Origin of the sequence: Arthrobacter sp. Soc17.1.1.1 (assembly GCF_036867195.1) — a bacterium.
GTDB lineage: Bacteria > Actinomycetota > Actinomycetes > Actinomycetales > Micrococcaceae > Arthrobacter_D.
Map to the genome: position 1 here is coordinate 3,547,767 of NZ_JBAJII010000001.1, position 13,824 is coordinate 3,561,590.

The following is a 13,824-nucleotide window of genomic DNA, read 5'->3' on the forward strand; positions in this document are numbered from 1 at the left end:
GGCGGTCAGACCGCGAGTCCGGCGACGTCGGGGGCCCGCGAGGGAAGGACCCACTCGAAGGCCCGGGCCGTGGAGCGGGCGCCCTGGGCCGCCCGGGAACGGCTCGGCTCCCCGAGGTCGGCCAGCAGTCCCTCACCGAGGTCGACCAGGTCACCGAAGACGGCCGGCGTCAGCCAGGCGGGCTGTGTCGCGAAGAGAAGATCCTCGCTCGAGGTGTTGCCACTGGCGCCCGGAGCGAAGGGGCATCCTCCCAGCCCGCCCAGGGCGCCGTCGACCATGGTGGCCCCGGCCCGGATGGCGGCGAGTGAATTGGCGACGCCGAGGCCCCAGGTGTCGTGGCCGTGGAACGCTATGCGGCGGGCCGGCGACCCGGTCCGGACCAGTGAGACGAGATCCTCGACCTGCTGCGGCACCGCCTGACCGAGCGTGTCGCAGATGACGATGTCCTGTGTCCCGTCGGCGCGGGGGTCGTTCGCGATCTCGAGGACGCGCGCGGGGTCGACCGGCCCGTCGAAGGGACAGGTGAACGAGGTCGCCAGGCAGAGCTGGATCCTGCCGTCGACGGTGCGGACGCGCTCGACCGCCTCCGGCAGCGCCTCGAGGCTGGCATCGGCGGTCCGTCCGATGTTCGCCTCGTTGTGTGCGTCGCTGACGGACAGGCAGTACTGGAGGTTGCGGGCCCCCGCGTCGGTGGCCCGGGCGACGTGGCCGGGTGTCGCCACCCAGATCCAGCAGCGTTCCAGCTCCTCCGCGGTCAGGGCGCGGACGACGTCCAGGGTGTTCGCCATGGGTGGCACCTTGTCGGGCCGGGCCATGGAACCGAGCTCGATGGAGGGCACCCCTGCCCTGATGAGGGCGCGGACCACCTCCACTTTGCGTTCGGTGGGCAGGATCTTGCCGGTGAGCTGCAGACCGTCGCGCAGGGTCACATCGCGCAGTTCCGCCTGGGGGGTGAAGGTGTGGTTCATGCGGGTAGGTGCTCCTTGGCTGCGGTGGCTTCGGCTATCTGATCCTCGCTCATCCCCAGCAGCCCGGCGAGGATCTCGCCGGTGTTCTCGCCGAGGTCGGGGCCGAGATGACGGATCGGCAGGGAGTGCTCGCCGATGACGGGGACGATGCCCGGGAAACCGACCCGGGCCGGCTCCGACTCCCCCGTGGACACCTCGAAGGTCTGGATCATGTCCCGGGCGAGGTACTGCTCGTCGGCGCCGATGTCGGCTGCCGTGTAGATGGGACCCGCGGGGACGCCCGCCTTCCCCAGTGCTTCGAGCGCCTCGGCGGAGGAGCGCTGCCCGCTCCACCGGCCGATGGCCTCGTCCAGTTCCTCGCGGCGCGCCCACCGTTGGGCGTTCGTCTGGAGCGACGGGTCCACCGCCAGGTCCGGCCGGCCGATCGTCTCCATGTACCGCTGGTAGATCGAGTCCCCGTTGCCTGCGACGACGATGCTCGCCCCGTCGGCGCAGACGTACGCGTTGGACGGCGCGATGCCCTCCATGCGTCCGCCGACCCGTTCCCGCTGGACGCCGTACGCCTGGTAGTCGGGGATCAGGGATTCCATCATCGAGAACATCGCCTCGTGCAGGGCGACGTCGATGACGCGTTCCCGGAGCGCGACCGGTTCCTTCCCGGCGCCCGCCCGCACCCCACGCTGGTAGAGGCTCATGACGACGCCGAAGGCGGCGTACAGCCCGGCGATGGAATCGCCGATGGAGACGCCGACGCGGACGGGGGCGCGATCCGGGTCCCCGACGAGGTTGCGGAATCCGCTGAACGCCTCGGCGACGGCTGCGAACCCGGGCCGCCGGGACAGCGGGCCCGTCTGGCCGAACGCGGAGATGCGGCTGATGATGAGGCGGGGGTTGATCGCGTTGAGGACATCCGGTCCGATGCCCCACTTCTCCAGCGTGCCGGGCCGGAAGTTCTCCAGCACCACGTCGCACTCGCGCACGAGCGCCTTCACCGCCTCGCGGCCTGCCTCCGAGCGGAGGTCCAGGACCACGGACTTCTTGTTCCGGTTGATCGTCCGGTACAGCATGGACGTCGAGCCCTTGATCAGGCGCCAGTTGCGCAGCTCGTCGCCCGTGCCGGGGCGCTCGACCTTGATGACCTCGGCCCCGAAGTCGGCGAGGAGGCGTCCCGCGGTGGGTGCTGCGATGTAGTTGCCCAGTTCCAGCACGCGGATGCCGTCCAGGGGTTTGATCGATGGTTTGGTCATGAGCTTTCCTTCTCCTGATCGGACGACGGGTGGTTCAGGGCTGCCGGGTCAGATGAAGATCCCGAGCACCAGGGTGCATCCCAGGGCCACCACCGAGGCCAGGGAGACGCCCAGGGTGCAGGACTTCAGTGTCCCCTTGGTGGTCTGCCCCAGCATGGACTGCAGGAGCCAGAAGGTGTTCGAGGTGACGTGGACGACGAAGAGCGATCCGGCGCCGGCAGCGAGCGCGATCAGCACGGGATTGAGGCCGATCTGCGATGCGACCGGGGCGAGGATGCCTGCGGCGGTGATGGCCGAGATGGACACCGAGCCGACCGCGATGTGGAGCACTGCGGCGATGATCCAGACGGTGATCAGGGGCGCGAAGGAGTTGGCCGTGAAGTACTTGCCCAGGATGTCCCCCATGCCGCTGGTGGCCACGACGGCCGCGAGGGATCCTCCGGCGCCCGTCAGGATGAGGATCTGGCCCGACTCCCTGAACCCGTTCACGACTGCCGCCTCGACGCGCTTCCGGCCGATCGTGAAGCGGCCCACGTAGCTCGTGCCCAGCAGTCCGATGAGCAGTGCGATGACCGGGGAGGAGACGAAGTCGACGACGGGGCTCGAGAAGTCCATCATCTTGAGGATCGATCCGACGGCGATGAGGGCCAGCGCGAGGAGCATCGGGGCGAAGAGCAGGACGAGGCTCGGTTCGTTGGCGGCCCGGCCACCGGAGGTGCGCACATCGTGGGGCAGCAGCCCCACCCGCGTGCCGCGTCCATCCACCAGCGAGCCGGCCTTCCCGCTGCCGGCCGGCTGCGAGGTTCCCGAGGCCGTACCGTCCACCGGGGAGGATTCCGCTGCAGCGGCCGCGAACTCCTCGTCCGTCTGCTCGTCCTGGTCGACCTTCCACAGGCCGCGGGTGATGAAGAAGGTCATGACGAAGATGGAGATGAGGATGGTCGGCACGATCACGATGAGGCCGAAGATGAGCATCTCACCCAGCGGCACGCTCAGCAGGCCCGCCAGCGCCACTGCCGCGACGCCGGGCACCATGAGGACGATGCCGCATTCCAGGCTGATCGCCATCGCGGTCGCCATCCGGGCGGTACCGTACGTGCCGAGGGCGGGGGCCATCCGCCGTGCCAGCGGTGCGCTCATCACCAGGAGCACGTCGAGGAAGATCGACTGGAGCAGAGTGCCGATGGTCAGGCCGAAGGCGTAGGGGACGCCCCGTGGCCCGAAGACACGGAGCAGGCTGTCGACGAGCCTGCGGATGGCACCCATCTCGTTGAGGATGGAGCCCATCAGGACGCCCCAGGCGATGAGCAGTCCGACTTCGAGCATGATGTCGCCGAAGCCCTGCATGATCGTGTCCGTCGTGCCACCGGCGCCCATGCCCGTCGCCAGGCCGAGCCCCGCTGCTCCCACGACGAGCGAGACCGCGGGGTTGATCCGCAGCCTCACGATCATGACGACGATCGCGAGGATTGCCACCGCGGTGATGGTCAAAATCATCCAGTCTGCCATCGGACCTCCTTGTCCCGGACGCCGCGACACCTTCTGATGTGCTGTACGTCACTGCCATGTACTCACAATGTAAGCACGCGCTCACCTCGTGGGTCAACGAGCGGAGGACGCGTCAGCACGACGCCCAGCTGGTGCAGCGCTCCGTACTGCACCGGCGGTATTGGTGGGAGGGGATGGAGGGGGGGGGCCGCCGGGAGGCGTCAGCCCCGGGTGCGGCGGATCCTGGCGGCGAGCCCGCTCACGGACCCGGAGGACCTGCTGATGAGGATGACGAGCGCGCCGAAGCCCGCGATGGAGACGGCGATGCCGACCACGTAGAGGGCCACGGAGGGATAGCCGGTCGCCGGATCGAGGAACGGGTACGGGACCCAGCCGTCGGTGGCGCCCCGCACGAGCACCACGAGGATCCACACCAGCGGATGCACGAGGATCAGCCGGATGACGCGATAGGGCAGCGGCCGGCGGTCCCGCGTCACCGCCCAGTCGACGATCGCATAGACCGGGAACGCCACGTGCAGCACCCAGTTGGCCCAGGGCAGCTCGGCGCCGCCGGGAAGCCCTGCGAGCAACAGGTTGTACACGACGCCCACGACCACCATGTCGGTGGTCACGGCGGCCCGGACCGGCGCCAGCCACCGCGGCTCGTCGGCACCCTGCAGCTGCAGGACCGCGGCGAGGAGCAGCACGACGGCAGCCGCGATGTTGCTCTGCATGGTGAAGAACCCGAAGAAGTTGAACGGGTTCACCGCCTCACGCGAGGCGGTGTCGAAGAAGGTGGCCGCGACGGCGATGAGCACGACGACGGCCATCGCGCCGCGCACCGCCGCGCGCAGCGGGACGCGCCGGGTCCCCACGGCGAGGACGGTCATCGCCGGGCTTCCCGCGCAGCCATCTCCTTCAGCAGGTCCCGCATCTCCGTGAGGAGAGCGGTGTCGACGGGCATGGGCTCCTTCACGGGGCCCTGCGCCTCGGCATGGGCCCGGAGCCGGGCATTCGCGCGGTTCATCGGCACCACGAAGAGGAAGTACACGACGGCGGCGGTGATGAGGAACGTGACCAGCGCGGTGATGACGGCCCCGACGTCGACGAACGTCGCGTCATTGCCGGGCCGGAGACGGAACCCGAGGCCGGAGGCGTCGATGCCGCCCGCGGACGCCACGATCGGGTTGATGATGTTCGCGGTGAACGCCCCGACGAGCGCCGTGAAGGCGCTGCCGATGACGACGGCGATCGACAGTTCGATGACGTTGCCGCGCAGGATGAAGTCGCGGAAGCCCTTGATCATGGGATCCTCTCGGGGTCGGGGGACGGACGGTCGGCACGAATCCGACGGAGGCGGGGACGCACGCCGTCAGGAGGTCGCAGGCGCACTGCCCCGCCGGGAGACGATGAGGTCCACCACGTCGAGCAGGTCGTCGATCTCCCCGCGGCTGGTGCGGCCGGCCCCGTCCGTGGCGAAGAAGGCGGCGTCGTAATAGAGGCCGTCACCGAGCAGCTTCACGGCGCGCGCGGCGGTGCGGTCACCGAGCTGCGCCTGGAGCGCGTCGAGCCAGCCCTCCTGGATCTCGGCCAGCGACGACTTCGCCGTCGGGTGGCCCTGCTGGGCGAGCCGCGCCATGGACACGAGCGCCCGGTCGAGGGCGCTGTCCTCGAACACCGAGGTGCGCACGTAGTAGCGCGCGGCTCCGTCCTCGGCCGCCGCCATCGCCTCGCGGTCCCGATCGGCCAGCCCGCGGAGACGGTCCGCGAGGCCGTCCACGAGGGCCTCCTTCGAGGGGAAGTGGTAGAGCAGTCCGCCCTTGGAGACCTCGGCTGCAGCGGCGACCGCCTCCATGGTGGCGGCCCTCTCGCCGTCGCGGATCAACGCGTTTTCGAAGCTGTCGAGGATGCGCTCGCGGGAACTGGACACCCGCCCATGATACCGGTCACGTTTCTTGTACTGTACCGGCTGGACGGTATAGCATTGAGGCATGACAACCACACCCTCCGCTTCCGCACGTGTGTCCGAGGTGAACCCGCGTGCCGTTCAGCTCCCCTCCCTTGCCGGCCGCCGCGAGTGGCTCGCCCTCGCCGTGCTGATGCTGCCGGTGCTGCTCGTCTCCGTGGACAACACCGTGCTGAGCTTCGCCCTGCCGGAGATCTCCCGCCACTTCGCCATGAGCGGCACCATGCTGCTCTGGGTCGTGGACAGCTACCCGCTCGTCCTGGCGGGACTCCTGGTCGCGATGGGCAGCTTCGGCGACCGCTTCGGCCGGCGCCGCCTGCTCATCATCGGCGCGGCGGGCTTCGCACTGTTCTCCGTCGCGGCCGCCTTCGCGCCGACCGCCGGCTTCCTCGTGGCCTCCCGCGTGGGTCTGGGCGTCTTCGGCGCCATGCTCATGCCCTCCACGCTCTCGCTCATCCGCAACATCTTCACGGACCGCAACCAGCGCCGGATCGCCATCGCCGTCTGGGCCGCGGGCTTCTCGGCCGGCGCCGCCCTCGGCCCCCTGCTCGGCGGCCTGCTGCTGGAGCACTTCTGGTGGGGTTCCGTGTTCCTGCTCGCGGTCCCCGTGCTGGTGCTGATGCTCGCGCTGACCCCCGTCGTCGTCCCCGAGTCGAAGGACGCCAACCCGGGGCGCGTGGACTACGCGAGCATCGTCCTGTCCATCGGCACCATGCTGCCGGTCGTCTACGCCATCAAGAACCTCGCCAAGGGCGGCCCGCTGCTCGTCTCCGTGACCGCCGCGTTCATCGGCCTCGCCGCCGGCACCGTGTTCGTCATGCGCCAGCTGCAGCGGCGCGACCCCATGCTCGACGTGCGCCTGTTCACGGTGCGGGCCTTCACGGGCGCCGTCCTGGTGAACCTGCTCGCGATCTTCTCGCTCGTGGGCTTCCTGTTCTTCGTCTCCCAGCACCTGCAGCTGGTGCTCGGCTACACCCCGCTCGACGCCGGGCTCGTGCTGCTGCCGGGGCTGGTCATGACGATCATCGCGGGCCTCGCCGTCGTGCCGCTCGCCCGGCGCCTGCCGCCGCACGTCGTCGTGTCGGTCTCGCTGCTCTTCTCCGCCGTCGCGTACTCCATGATCGCGCTGCTCGGCGAGGGCGGGTCCGCCGGGTTCCTCATGATCGCGTTCGTGGTCCTCGGGATCGGTGTGGGCGCGTCGGAGACGGTGTCCAACGACCTCATCCTGTCCACCGTCCCGGCCGACAAGGCCGGAGCCGCGTCCGCCGTCTCGGAGACCGCCTACGAGGTGGGGTCGGTGCTCGGCACCGCGGTGCTGGGCAGCATCCTGCTGGCGTCCTACCAGCGCAACCTGCTACTGCCCGCCGGGCTCAGCAGTGCCCAGGCCGAGTCCTCCACCGAGACCCTCGGAGGCGCGGTCGAGGTGGCCACGCAGCTCGGCCCCACCAGTGCCTCCCTCCTCCGGGATTCGGCCTTCCACGCCTTCGACAGCGGGGTCACGGTCACGGCCGGCATCGCCGCCCTGCTCATGGTCGGCGCCTCGGTGCTCGCGGCGTGGAGCCTGCGGAGCACCACCGCGGAGCGCGTCGAGCACTAGCCGACCGGCACTGGTCAACCGGCACTGGTCAACCGGCACTGCGCGAAGGGCCCGTTCCCCCGGAACGGGCCCTTCGCGCGTTCCGGCAGGGAGACCCGCCGTCCCGCGGGCAACCGGTCCGTTGTCCGCCGACGGCACGGGTGGAACAGTGGACCCATGGTGATCGAGGTGCGCCCCGCGACCGTGTTCGCCGACGTCGCTGCGATGGTGGGGCCCAGGCGACCGGACGCGAATGTCTGCTGGTGCCTCAGCTACCGCATCCCGTCCCGGCAGAACACCGCCCTGGTGGGCCCGGAGCGCGGCGACCTCGTACGGCGCCTGTGCGCGCAGGACCCGCCGCCCGGAGTCCTCGCCTACGACGGCGGCGAGGTGGTCGGCTGGGCCGCCGTCCACCCGCGCGCCGACACGAGCTTCGCCCGGAACCGCAGGATCCCGCACGTCGACGACGCCGACGTGTGGTCGGTCTGGTGCATCCGGGTCCGGCCCGGCCATCGCGGGAAGGGCATCTCCCACCGGCTGCTCGCCGGCGCCGTCGACTTCGCGCGCTCCTACGGCGCCCCGGCCATCGAGGGGTACCCCGTGGACAACGGGGACCGGAGAGTGGATCCCACCATGGCGTACGTCGGCACCCGGAGGCTCTTCGAGCAGGCCGGCTTCACACAGGCGGCCGAGACCACGTCGGTGGTGAACGGGTTCCCGCGCATCCTGATGCGGCTGTGACCACCCCGACAGCGATGCGCACAGCGAACACGTGCCCCCGCCGCCGGGTGCCCCGCCGGTATCGGGGACAATGGGAGGGTGGCCCTGCTTACCGAATCCCCAGTCCTCGACGCCGACGCCGTCCGCCGTGAGGCTGGACGCCGTCGTACCTTCGCCGTCATCTCCCACCCTGACGCCGGGAAGTCGACGCTGACGGAAGCCCTCGCACTCCTCGCGAGCGCCATCCAGGACGCCGGCGTCACGCACGGCAAGTCGAGCCGCCACGCCACCGTGTCCGACTGGATGGGCATCGAGCAGGAGCGTGGCATCTCGATCAGCTCCGCAGCCCTGCAGCTGACCTACCGCGACACCATCCTCAACGTCGTGGACACCCCCGGCCACGCCGACTTCTCGGAGGACACCTACCGCGTCCTCGCCGCCGTCGACTCCGCCGTCATGCTCATCGACGCCGCCAAGGGCTTCGAACCGCAGACCGTGAAGCTGCTGGCCGTGTGCAAGGCGCGCAACATCCCCATCATCACCGTCATCAACAAGTGGGACCGCCCGGGCCTGGACGCGCTCGGCCTGATCGACGACGTCGGCGAGCGCACCGGCATGACCCCGGTGCCGCTGACCTGGCCCGCCGGTATCGCCGGCGACTTCCAGGGCCTGATCGACCTGCGCGCGGACCGGGCGATCGCGCTCGAGGCCGTCGAGGCCGGCGCCCAGGCCGCCGCGGAGACCGAGGTGGACATCGACGCCCTGGACCCGCGGGACGCCGGCGCCTGGCTCGACGCGCGCGAGGAGTCGGGGCTGGTCGAGTCCTCGAACGGCTCCTTCGACCGCGAGGAGTTCGAGGCGGCGCGCCAGACGCCCGTCCTGTTCGCGGCCGCGGCGAAGAACTTCGGCGTCTCGCAGCTCCTCGACATCCTCGTGGACGTGGCCCCCTCCCCCTCGCCGCGGCCGTCGAAGGAGGAGGAGCCGCGCGCCATCGACGCACCCATGTCCGGTTTCGTCTTCAAGGTGCAGGCCGGCCAGGACAGCGCCCACCGCGACCACATCGCGTACCTCCGCATCTGCTCGGGGACGTTCGAACGCGGCATGGTCATCACCAACCAGCGCACGGGCAAGCCCTTCGCCACGAAGTACGCGCACCGCGTCCTCGGGCGGAGCCGCGAAGTGGTGGACACGGCGTGGCCGGGCGACGTCGTCGGGCTCGTGAACGCGACGAGCCTCCGCGTGGGCGACAGCCTCTTCGCGGAGGAGCCCGTGCAGTTCCCCGACATCCCGCGCTTCTCCCCCGAGCTGTTCGCCGTCGCCCGGGCGAAGGATCCGGGGCGCTACAAGCAGTTCCGCCGGGGCATCGAGCAGCTCGAGCACGAGGGTGTGGTGCAGGTGCTGCGCTCGGACCTCCGCGGCGACCAGGCACCTGTGCTCGCCGCCGTCGGGGCCCTGCAGTTCGAGGTCGCGGCGGAGCGGCTCGGCACCGAGTTCAACGCGCCGACCTCCCTCGACAACCTCTCCTACACCCTCGCCATGCGGGTGGCCCCGGAGAGCCAGGGAGTCCCGCAGACCTTCCGCGGCGGCGAGATCCTGTTCCGGTCCGACGGCGAGATCGTCGCGGTGTTCGGCGACAAGTGGAAGGTGGGGCACTTCCGGAAGGACTTCCCCGACGTCGTGCTCGAGCCCATCGGTGCCGCCGTCGACCAGTAGGACCCCACCCGGGTCCGCCGGTCAGTAGCTGCCCGACGCCCCGCCGCCGCTGAAGCCCCCGCCGCCGTTGAACGAGGACCCGGACGCGCTGCCCCCGGTACCGCCGGAGTAGAGCGCGGGGTTGGCGACGTAGAGGGGGAGCCAGACGGCCGGGTTGCTCACGGCGTCGTCCCCCCGGCGGCTGTACCGGTACTTCCTGTACGCCGCACGCTGTTCCTCCGTCAGGCGCAGGTCCGGGTCCGCGGCCTCGGCCGCCCGGAGTTCCTCGTCGGAGATCCGGCGACGGCGGCGCGAGTCCGCCGCGAGCAGCCACACGATCCCGCCGAGGAGCACGGCGACACCGCCCGCGACCCATCCGAAGAGCACCCAGTCGAAGGGCTCCTTCACCGGATCCCGGCCCTGCGCGTACCCGTAGATCCGGTCGACGGCCTCCGTCAGCCCCCGCGCATACTCCTCGTCGCCGAACGCCGGTTCGAGGACGTCCTCGACGACCTCCTCGGCGTCGTCGTCGGAGAACGCCTCGCGCACCCCGTCGGCGGTCTCGATCCGCAGCTCCCGCCCGCCGGTGTCCGCGACCACGAGCACGCCGTTGTCCGCGCCGGCGTCGCCCACTTCCCAGTCGCTCGCGACGGACCGGGCGTAGTCCTCGATGGATCCGCCCGCGTCCTCCACCGTCAGGACGGCCACGCGCGCGGCGTCGGTCCGGCTGTTCTGCCCGTCGATGAGCGCGTTGAGCTCCTGCTCCTGCTCCGGGGTGAGGACGTCCGCCGCGTCGAGGACGTTGCCCTGCGACGGCGGCTCCGGGACCGACGCCGGTCCGCCGTCGCTGCACCCCGTGAGGAGGAGCAGCAGGAAGGCGCCCGCTGTGACCGCGGCGCGATTGTTCGTCATGATCGTCCCCCTGCATCGACGGCGGTGCGGGACCGGCGTCCCGTCCACGGACAGTCTAGAGGCCCTCGCCGGCGCTCCGCCGGGACCTGTCGTCCGCGGTCAGGAGTCGAAGTGCGTCTCGGGGAGAGGCTGCCCGATCGACGCGACGACGGCCGCCGCGATGGCGGCGAGCTTGATGTTGCGCCCGCTGGAAGCTGCCTTGAGGATGGTGATCGCGGTCTCGTGGCTGCACCTGTTCTGGGCCATGATGATGCCCGCGGCGACGTCGATGGTGGTGCGCGAGTCCATCGCGGACCTCAGCTGCTGGCTCGTATCCGCCGCATGTGCCACCCGGACGGCCATCCGCAGCGACTTCGACGCCTCGTGCGCCAGCTCGGCCGCAGCCGCGATCGCCTCCTCGTCGAAGACCTGTGGCTTCGCCGAATAGAGGTCGAGGCCGGCCGCGGCGAGCCCGTCGAGCGGGATGGGCACACCGAGGGCCGAGCGGATCCCGTGATCGATGATGGCGGCCGTGTACTCGCCGAACCGCGATTCCGTCGTGAAGTCGGCGACGACGTACATCTGGCCCTCGCGCGCCGCGCGCAGGCAGGGGCCGTCGTCGAACTCGTACTGGATCTCGTCCATGCGCCGGGCATGCTCGCTGCTGCTCGCCACCGTGGCCCGGGCGCGCGGCCGCAGGAGCGTGATGCCACAGGACACCTCGATGTCCGGGGAGGAGAGCGTGTCGGCCGCGAGGATGGCCAGCCCGTCGAGGAACTCGTTGATGTCGGAACTCTCCAGCACCATGTCCTGGAGCATTCCCGGCAGGCTGATATCCCCGAAGGTCTGGTTGTCGGTCACCGCTCGCTCCCGTCCCGTGACTCCGGTCGGCCGTCCGGCCGCCCGCTGGTGCAACGCTACCGGCCCGGCACCCGGCGGGGAACAGCACTCCCGCTCTGGACGCGGGCGCGCGGCCCGTGCGGGGGCGGGACGGCAACGGCGACGGCGACGGCGACGGCGCGGCACGCCGTCACCGGCACGCCGCGCCGTCAGCGCAGGACGAGGAGTGCCATCAGGCACGGGGAGGGATCAGCCGACGCTTCCTGCGGGAGTGATCCCGCCGGAGCACGCCGCACCGGGCTCGCGGGTCTGCTCGCCCTGGATGTACTTGTCGAGGAAGGTGCCGAGCCGCGCGTCGTCGGCGGAATCGACCTTCAGCTGCAGGCCCCAGGCGCTGGCCGCGACCGGGCTGTCGAGATCGGGGTAGGGGCTGAGCAGCACGTAGGAGCGCGTGCCCACCAGTTCCGTGAGCTTGTCGATCTCCGCCTGGCCGATGTCCGGGTTGTACGTGATCCACACGGCACCGTGCTCCAGGGAGTGCACCGAGTTCTCGTTGGGCAGGGGCTCGGTGTAGACACCGCAGTTGGTCCACACCGGGTTGTGGTTCCCGCCGACGGGCGGTGACTGCTCGTACTCGACCGGACCGTCGACGTGGTCGAAGGTCACGTCGGAGTATGTCTGGACGCCGTCGATATCCTGCCCGGCCGCCGCCTCCCGGTCCCGGTTCACCTGGACCTGGTTTACGATCACCAGGGTGACCGCGATGATGATGGCGAGGATCACGGCGCCGATGCCGCCGAAGATCAGGGCGTTGCGCTTGCGTTCACCGGCCCGCTGCTCGGCCTGGATGGCGGCGAGGCGCGCCTGACGGTCCAGGTTCTCCTGGGATCGCTTCTTGTTCAACGGGTGTCCTTCGTGCTGGGGCGGCTGCGGCGTCCGCCGCGGATCGGATATCGCCGGGAACCAATCTACCGGCGGGGCGCGTCAGTCCTCGGACGCCCCGGCGGGCGCGTCCCGGACCACCCCGGCCTCACAGGGCGTCCAGCATGTTCTGCATGAGCGTGATCTCGGCCTGCTGGCCGGACTGGATCTTCGTGGCGAGGGTACGGACCTGCCCGGTCTCGGCGAGTTCGGCGCCGGCCCGGGCCATGTCCACTCCCGCCTCGTGGTGGTTGATCATGAGGTTCAGGTACAGCCGCTCGGCGTCCTCGCCGCGGGCGGCGCGCAGCTCGTCGAGCTGGGCGCCCGTGGCCATGCCGGGCATCAGCCCTTCGGGGGTGAGCATGGACGCGGGATCCGCCCCCATCTCCATGCCGCCGTGACCGCTCCCCGCGGCCATCCACTCCATGCGGGGCTGCGCGCTGCTCTGGTCGAGGCCCCACTCCTCGAGCCACGCATACATCTGCCCGGCCTGCTGCTGCTGGGTGAGCGCGATGTCGTAGGCGATCGAGCGGAGCGTCTCATCGGTGATGTTGTCGCGGACGATCATGGACATCTCCACGGCCTGGTTGTGGTGCACCTGCATGTCGCGGGCGAACCCGGCATCGGAGCTGGTGGTGCCCGGGAAGGAAGGGCCAGAGGAGACGCGCCCGGCGGTGAAGGCCAGTGCGAAGAGCGCGAGGACCGCGATTCCGGTGAGGGCCAGGAGGACTCGCTTCTGCCAGCCCGACAGGGAGGGGGTCATGAACGTCCTTGGATCGGGGGTATGCCATCAGCCAACGTACGGCATCGCGCTGGGCGTTCCCTCAATGCGGGGCGCCCGGGGCGGGAATAGGAGCGCAGCGTGGCGCGTTATACCCCCCAAGGGTATAGTTGAGCGAAAAAGGAGCCAGACCATGAGCATCCCGGACACCGACCACGCGGCACCGTACGGCTACACCGCCGACAAGGACGCCTACCTCAAGCGGCTGCGACGCATCGAGGGCCAGGTCCGCGGGATCGCGCGGATGGTGGAGGAGGACCAGTACTGCATCGACATCCTCACCCAGGTCGCGGCCGTCAACAAGGCACTCCACGCGGTCTCCCTGGGCCTGCTCGAGGACCACATCTCGCACTGCGTCGTGGGAGCCGCCCAGGAGTCCCGGGCCGCCGGCAACGACGACGCCGTCCAGGCGAAGGTCCAGGAGGCGACCGCCGCGATCGGCCGTCTCCTGCGCTAGTCCCACCCGATCCACCCACCCATTCATGCATTCATGCATCCACGAAGGAGAAGAACCATGACCACCACCACGATCGGCATCACCGGAATGACCTGCGGCCACTGCGTCAGTGCCGTGCGGAGCGAACTGTCAGGACTGCCCGGCGTCGAGACCGTCGACGTCGACCTCGTCAACGGCGGCACCTCCACCGCCACCATCACGTCCTCCGCACCGCTGGACGCCGCGTCGATCGACGGAGCGGTCTCGGAAGCCGGCTACACCGTGGCGGCGTCCTGAC

General features: G+C 70.3%; 15 protein-coding genes. 5 read left to right on the top strand and 10 right to left on the bottom strand.

All coding sequences use genetic code 11. The features are described 5' to 3' along the window. Positions 1 to 5: 5 nt before the first annotated feature. The 6 genes from V6S67_RS16525 to V6S67_RS16550 form a co-directional block, all read right to left on the bottom strand. Positions 6 to 968, bottom strand: a complete 963-nt coding sequence (locus V6S67_RS16525) for a hydroxymethylglutaryl-CoA lyase (protein ID WP_334211269.1) — start codon at positions 966 to 968, stop codon at positions 6 to 8. Next, on the bottom strand, positions 965 to 2,215 hold the full coding sequence (locus V6S67_RS16530) for a CaiB/BaiF CoA transferase family protein (RefSeq protein WP_334211270.1): 1,251 nt from the start codon (positions 2,213 to 2,215) through the stop codon (positions 965 to 967). The genes V6S67_RS16525 and V6S67_RS16530 overlap by 4 nt, the downstream gene beginning before the upstream one ends. Positions 2,216 to 2,263: 48 nt before the next feature. Beyond that, on the bottom strand, positions 2,264 to 3,724 hold the full coding sequence (locus V6S67_RS16535) for a GntP family permease (protein ID WP_334211271.1): 1,461 nt from the start codon (positions 3,722 to 3,724) through the stop codon (positions 2,264 to 2,266). 200 nt (positions 3,725 to 3,924) lie between these two features. Then, the gene (locus V6S67_RS16540; protein ID WP_334211272.1) at positions 3,925 to 4,593 is read right to left on the bottom strand and encodes a Pr6Pr family membrane protein; all 669 of its coding nucleotides are present in this window, start codon (positions 4,591 to 4,593) and stop codon (positions 3,925 to 3,927) included. Beyond that, the gene (mscL, locus tag V6S67_RS16545; protein WP_334211273.1) at positions 4,590 to 5,009 is read right to left on the bottom strand and encodes a large conductance mechanosensitive channel protein MscL; all 420 of its coding nucleotides are present in this window, start codon (positions 5,007 to 5,009) and stop codon (positions 4,590 to 4,592) included. Before mscL ends, V6S67_RS16540 begins: the two co-directional genes overlap by 4 nt. Positions 5,010 to 5,075: 66 nt before the next feature. Beyond that, on the bottom strand, positions 5,076 to 5,633 hold the full coding sequence (locus V6S67_RS16550; RefSeq protein WP_334211274.1) for a TetR/AcrR family transcriptional regulator: 558 nt from the start codon (positions 5,631 to 5,633) through the stop codon (positions 5,076 to 5,078). A 61-nt stretch (positions 5,634 to 5,694) separates the two neighbouring features. Here V6S67_RS16550 and V6S67_RS16555 point away from each other — a divergent pair, with 61 nt between their 5' ends. From V6S67_RS16555 to V6S67_RS16565, 3 genes are all read left to right on the top strand, one after another. Next, positions 5,695 to 7,266, top strand: a complete 1,572-nt coding sequence (locus V6S67_RS16555) for an MFS transporter (protein WP_334211275.1) — start codon at positions 5,695 to 5,697, stop codon at positions 7,264 to 7,266. Between the two features lie 156 nt (positions 7,267 to 7,422). Then, positions 7,423 to 7,986: a GNAT family N-acetyltransferase gene (locus tag V6S67_RS16560; protein WP_334211276.1), complete on the top strand. Its 564-nt coding sequence runs from the start codon at positions 7,423 to 7,425 to the stop codon at positions 7,984 to 7,986. Positions 7,987 to 8,064: 78 nt separating this feature from the next. Beyond that, positions 8,065 to 9,678 (top strand): peptide chain release factor 3, encoded by a 1,614-nt coding sequence (locus V6S67_RS16565; protein WP_334211277.1) that lies wholly within the window; start codon positions 8,065 to 8,067, stop codon positions 9,676 to 9,678. 21 nt (positions 9,679 to 9,699) lie between these two features. On the opposite strand, the gene V6S67_RS16570 is transcribed toward V6S67_RS16565, so the two are convergent. From V6S67_RS16570 to V6S67_RS16585, 4 genes are all read right to left on the bottom strand, one after another. Next, a complete protein-coding gene (locus tag V6S67_RS16570) occupies positions 9,700 to 10,569 on the bottom strand; it encodes a TPM domain-containing protein (protein WP_334211278.1) in 870 nt (289 codons plus the stop codon). 99 nt (positions 10,570 to 10,668) lie between these two features. After that, positions 10,669 to 11,409 (bottom strand): GAF and ANTAR domain-containing protein, encoded by a 741-nt coding sequence (locus V6S67_RS16575; protein ID WP_334211279.1) that lies wholly within the window; start codon positions 11,407 to 11,409, stop codon positions 10,669 to 10,671. Positions 11,410 to 11,637: 228 nt separating this feature from the next. Further along, positions 11,638 to 12,291 (bottom strand): DUF3105 domain-containing protein, encoded by a 654-nt coding sequence (locus V6S67_RS16580; RefSeq protein WP_334211280.1) that lies wholly within the window; start codon positions 12,289 to 12,291, stop codon positions 11,638 to 11,640. 127 nt (positions 12,292 to 12,418) lie between these two features. Next, positions 12,419 to 13,072 carry a DUF305 domain-containing protein gene (locus V6S67_RS16585; protein ID WP_334211281.1) on the bottom strand — a complete coding sequence of 218 codons (654 nt, stop codon included), beginning with the start codon at positions 13,070 to 13,072 and terminating at the stop codon, positions 12,419 to 12,421. 151 nt (positions 13,073 to 13,223) lie between these two features. Between V6S67_RS16585 and V6S67_RS16590 the strand changes: the two genes are divergently transcribed. Both V6S67_RS16590 and V6S67_RS16595 read left to right on the top strand, forming a co-directional pair. Continuing rightward, positions 13,224 to 13,547: a metal-sensitive transcriptional regulator gene (locus tag V6S67_RS16590; RefSeq protein WP_334211282.1), complete on the top strand. Its 324-nt coding sequence runs from the start codon at positions 13,224 to 13,226 to the stop codon at positions 13,545 to 13,547. A gap of 57 nt (positions 13,548 to 13,604) precedes the next feature. Then, the gene (locus V6S67_RS16595; RefSeq protein WP_334211283.1) at positions 13,605 to 13,823 is read left to right on the top strand and encodes a heavy-metal-associated domain-containing protein; all 219 of its coding nucleotides are present in this window, start codon (positions 13,605 to 13,607) and stop codon (positions 13,821 to 13,823) included. Position 13,824: the final 1 nt, after the last annotated feature.

What these genes read in the sequence shown, in the direction of transcription:
- mscL (WP_334211273.1), bottom strand. Translation starts at nt 5,009, where the DNA reads ATGATCAAGGGCTTCCGCGACTTCATCCTGCGCGGCAACGTCATCGAA.
- V6S67_RS16525 (WP_334211269.1), bottom strand. Translation starts at nt 968, where the DNA reads ATGAACCACACCTTCACCCCCCAGGCGGAACTGCGCGATGTGACCCTG.
- V6S67_RS16540 (WP_334211272.1), bottom strand. Translation starts at nt 4,593, where the DNA reads ATGACCGTCCTCGCCGTGGGGACCCGGCGCGTCCCGCTGCGCGCGGCG.
- V6S67_RS16595 (WP_334211283.1), top strand. Translation starts at nt 13,605, where the DNA reads ATGACCACCACCACGATCGGCATCACCGGAATGACCTGCGGCCACTGC.
- V6S67_RS16585 (WP_334211281.1), bottom strand. Translation starts at nt 13,072, where the DNA reads ATGACCCCCTCCCTGTCGGGCTGGCAGAAGCGAGTCCTCCTGGCCCTC.
- V6S67_RS16555 (WP_334211275.1), top strand. Translation starts at nt 5,695, where the DNA reads ATGACAACCACACCCTCCGCTTCCGCACGTGTGTCCGAGGTGAACCCG.
- V6S67_RS16570 (WP_334211278.1), bottom strand. Translation starts at nt 10,569, where the DNA reads ATGACGAACAATCGCGCCGCGGTCACAGCGGGCGCCTTCCTGCTGCTC.
- V6S67_RS16535 (WP_334211271.1), bottom strand. Translation starts at nt 3,724, where the DNA reads ATGGCAGACTGGATGATTTTGACCATCACCGCGGTGGCAATCCTCGCG.
- V6S67_RS16560 (WP_334211276.1), top strand. Translation starts at nt 7,423, where the DNA reads ATGGTGATCGAGGTGCGCCCCGCGACCGTGTTCGCCGACGTCGCTGCG.
- V6S67_RS16530 (WP_334211270.1), bottom strand. Translation starts at nt 2,215, where the DNA reads ATGACCAAACCATCGATCAAACCCCTGGACGGCATCCGCGTGCTGGAA.
- V6S67_RS16590 (WP_334211282.1), top strand. Translation starts at nt 13,224, where the DNA reads ATGAGCATCCCGGACACCGACCACGCGGCACCGTACGGCTACACCGCC.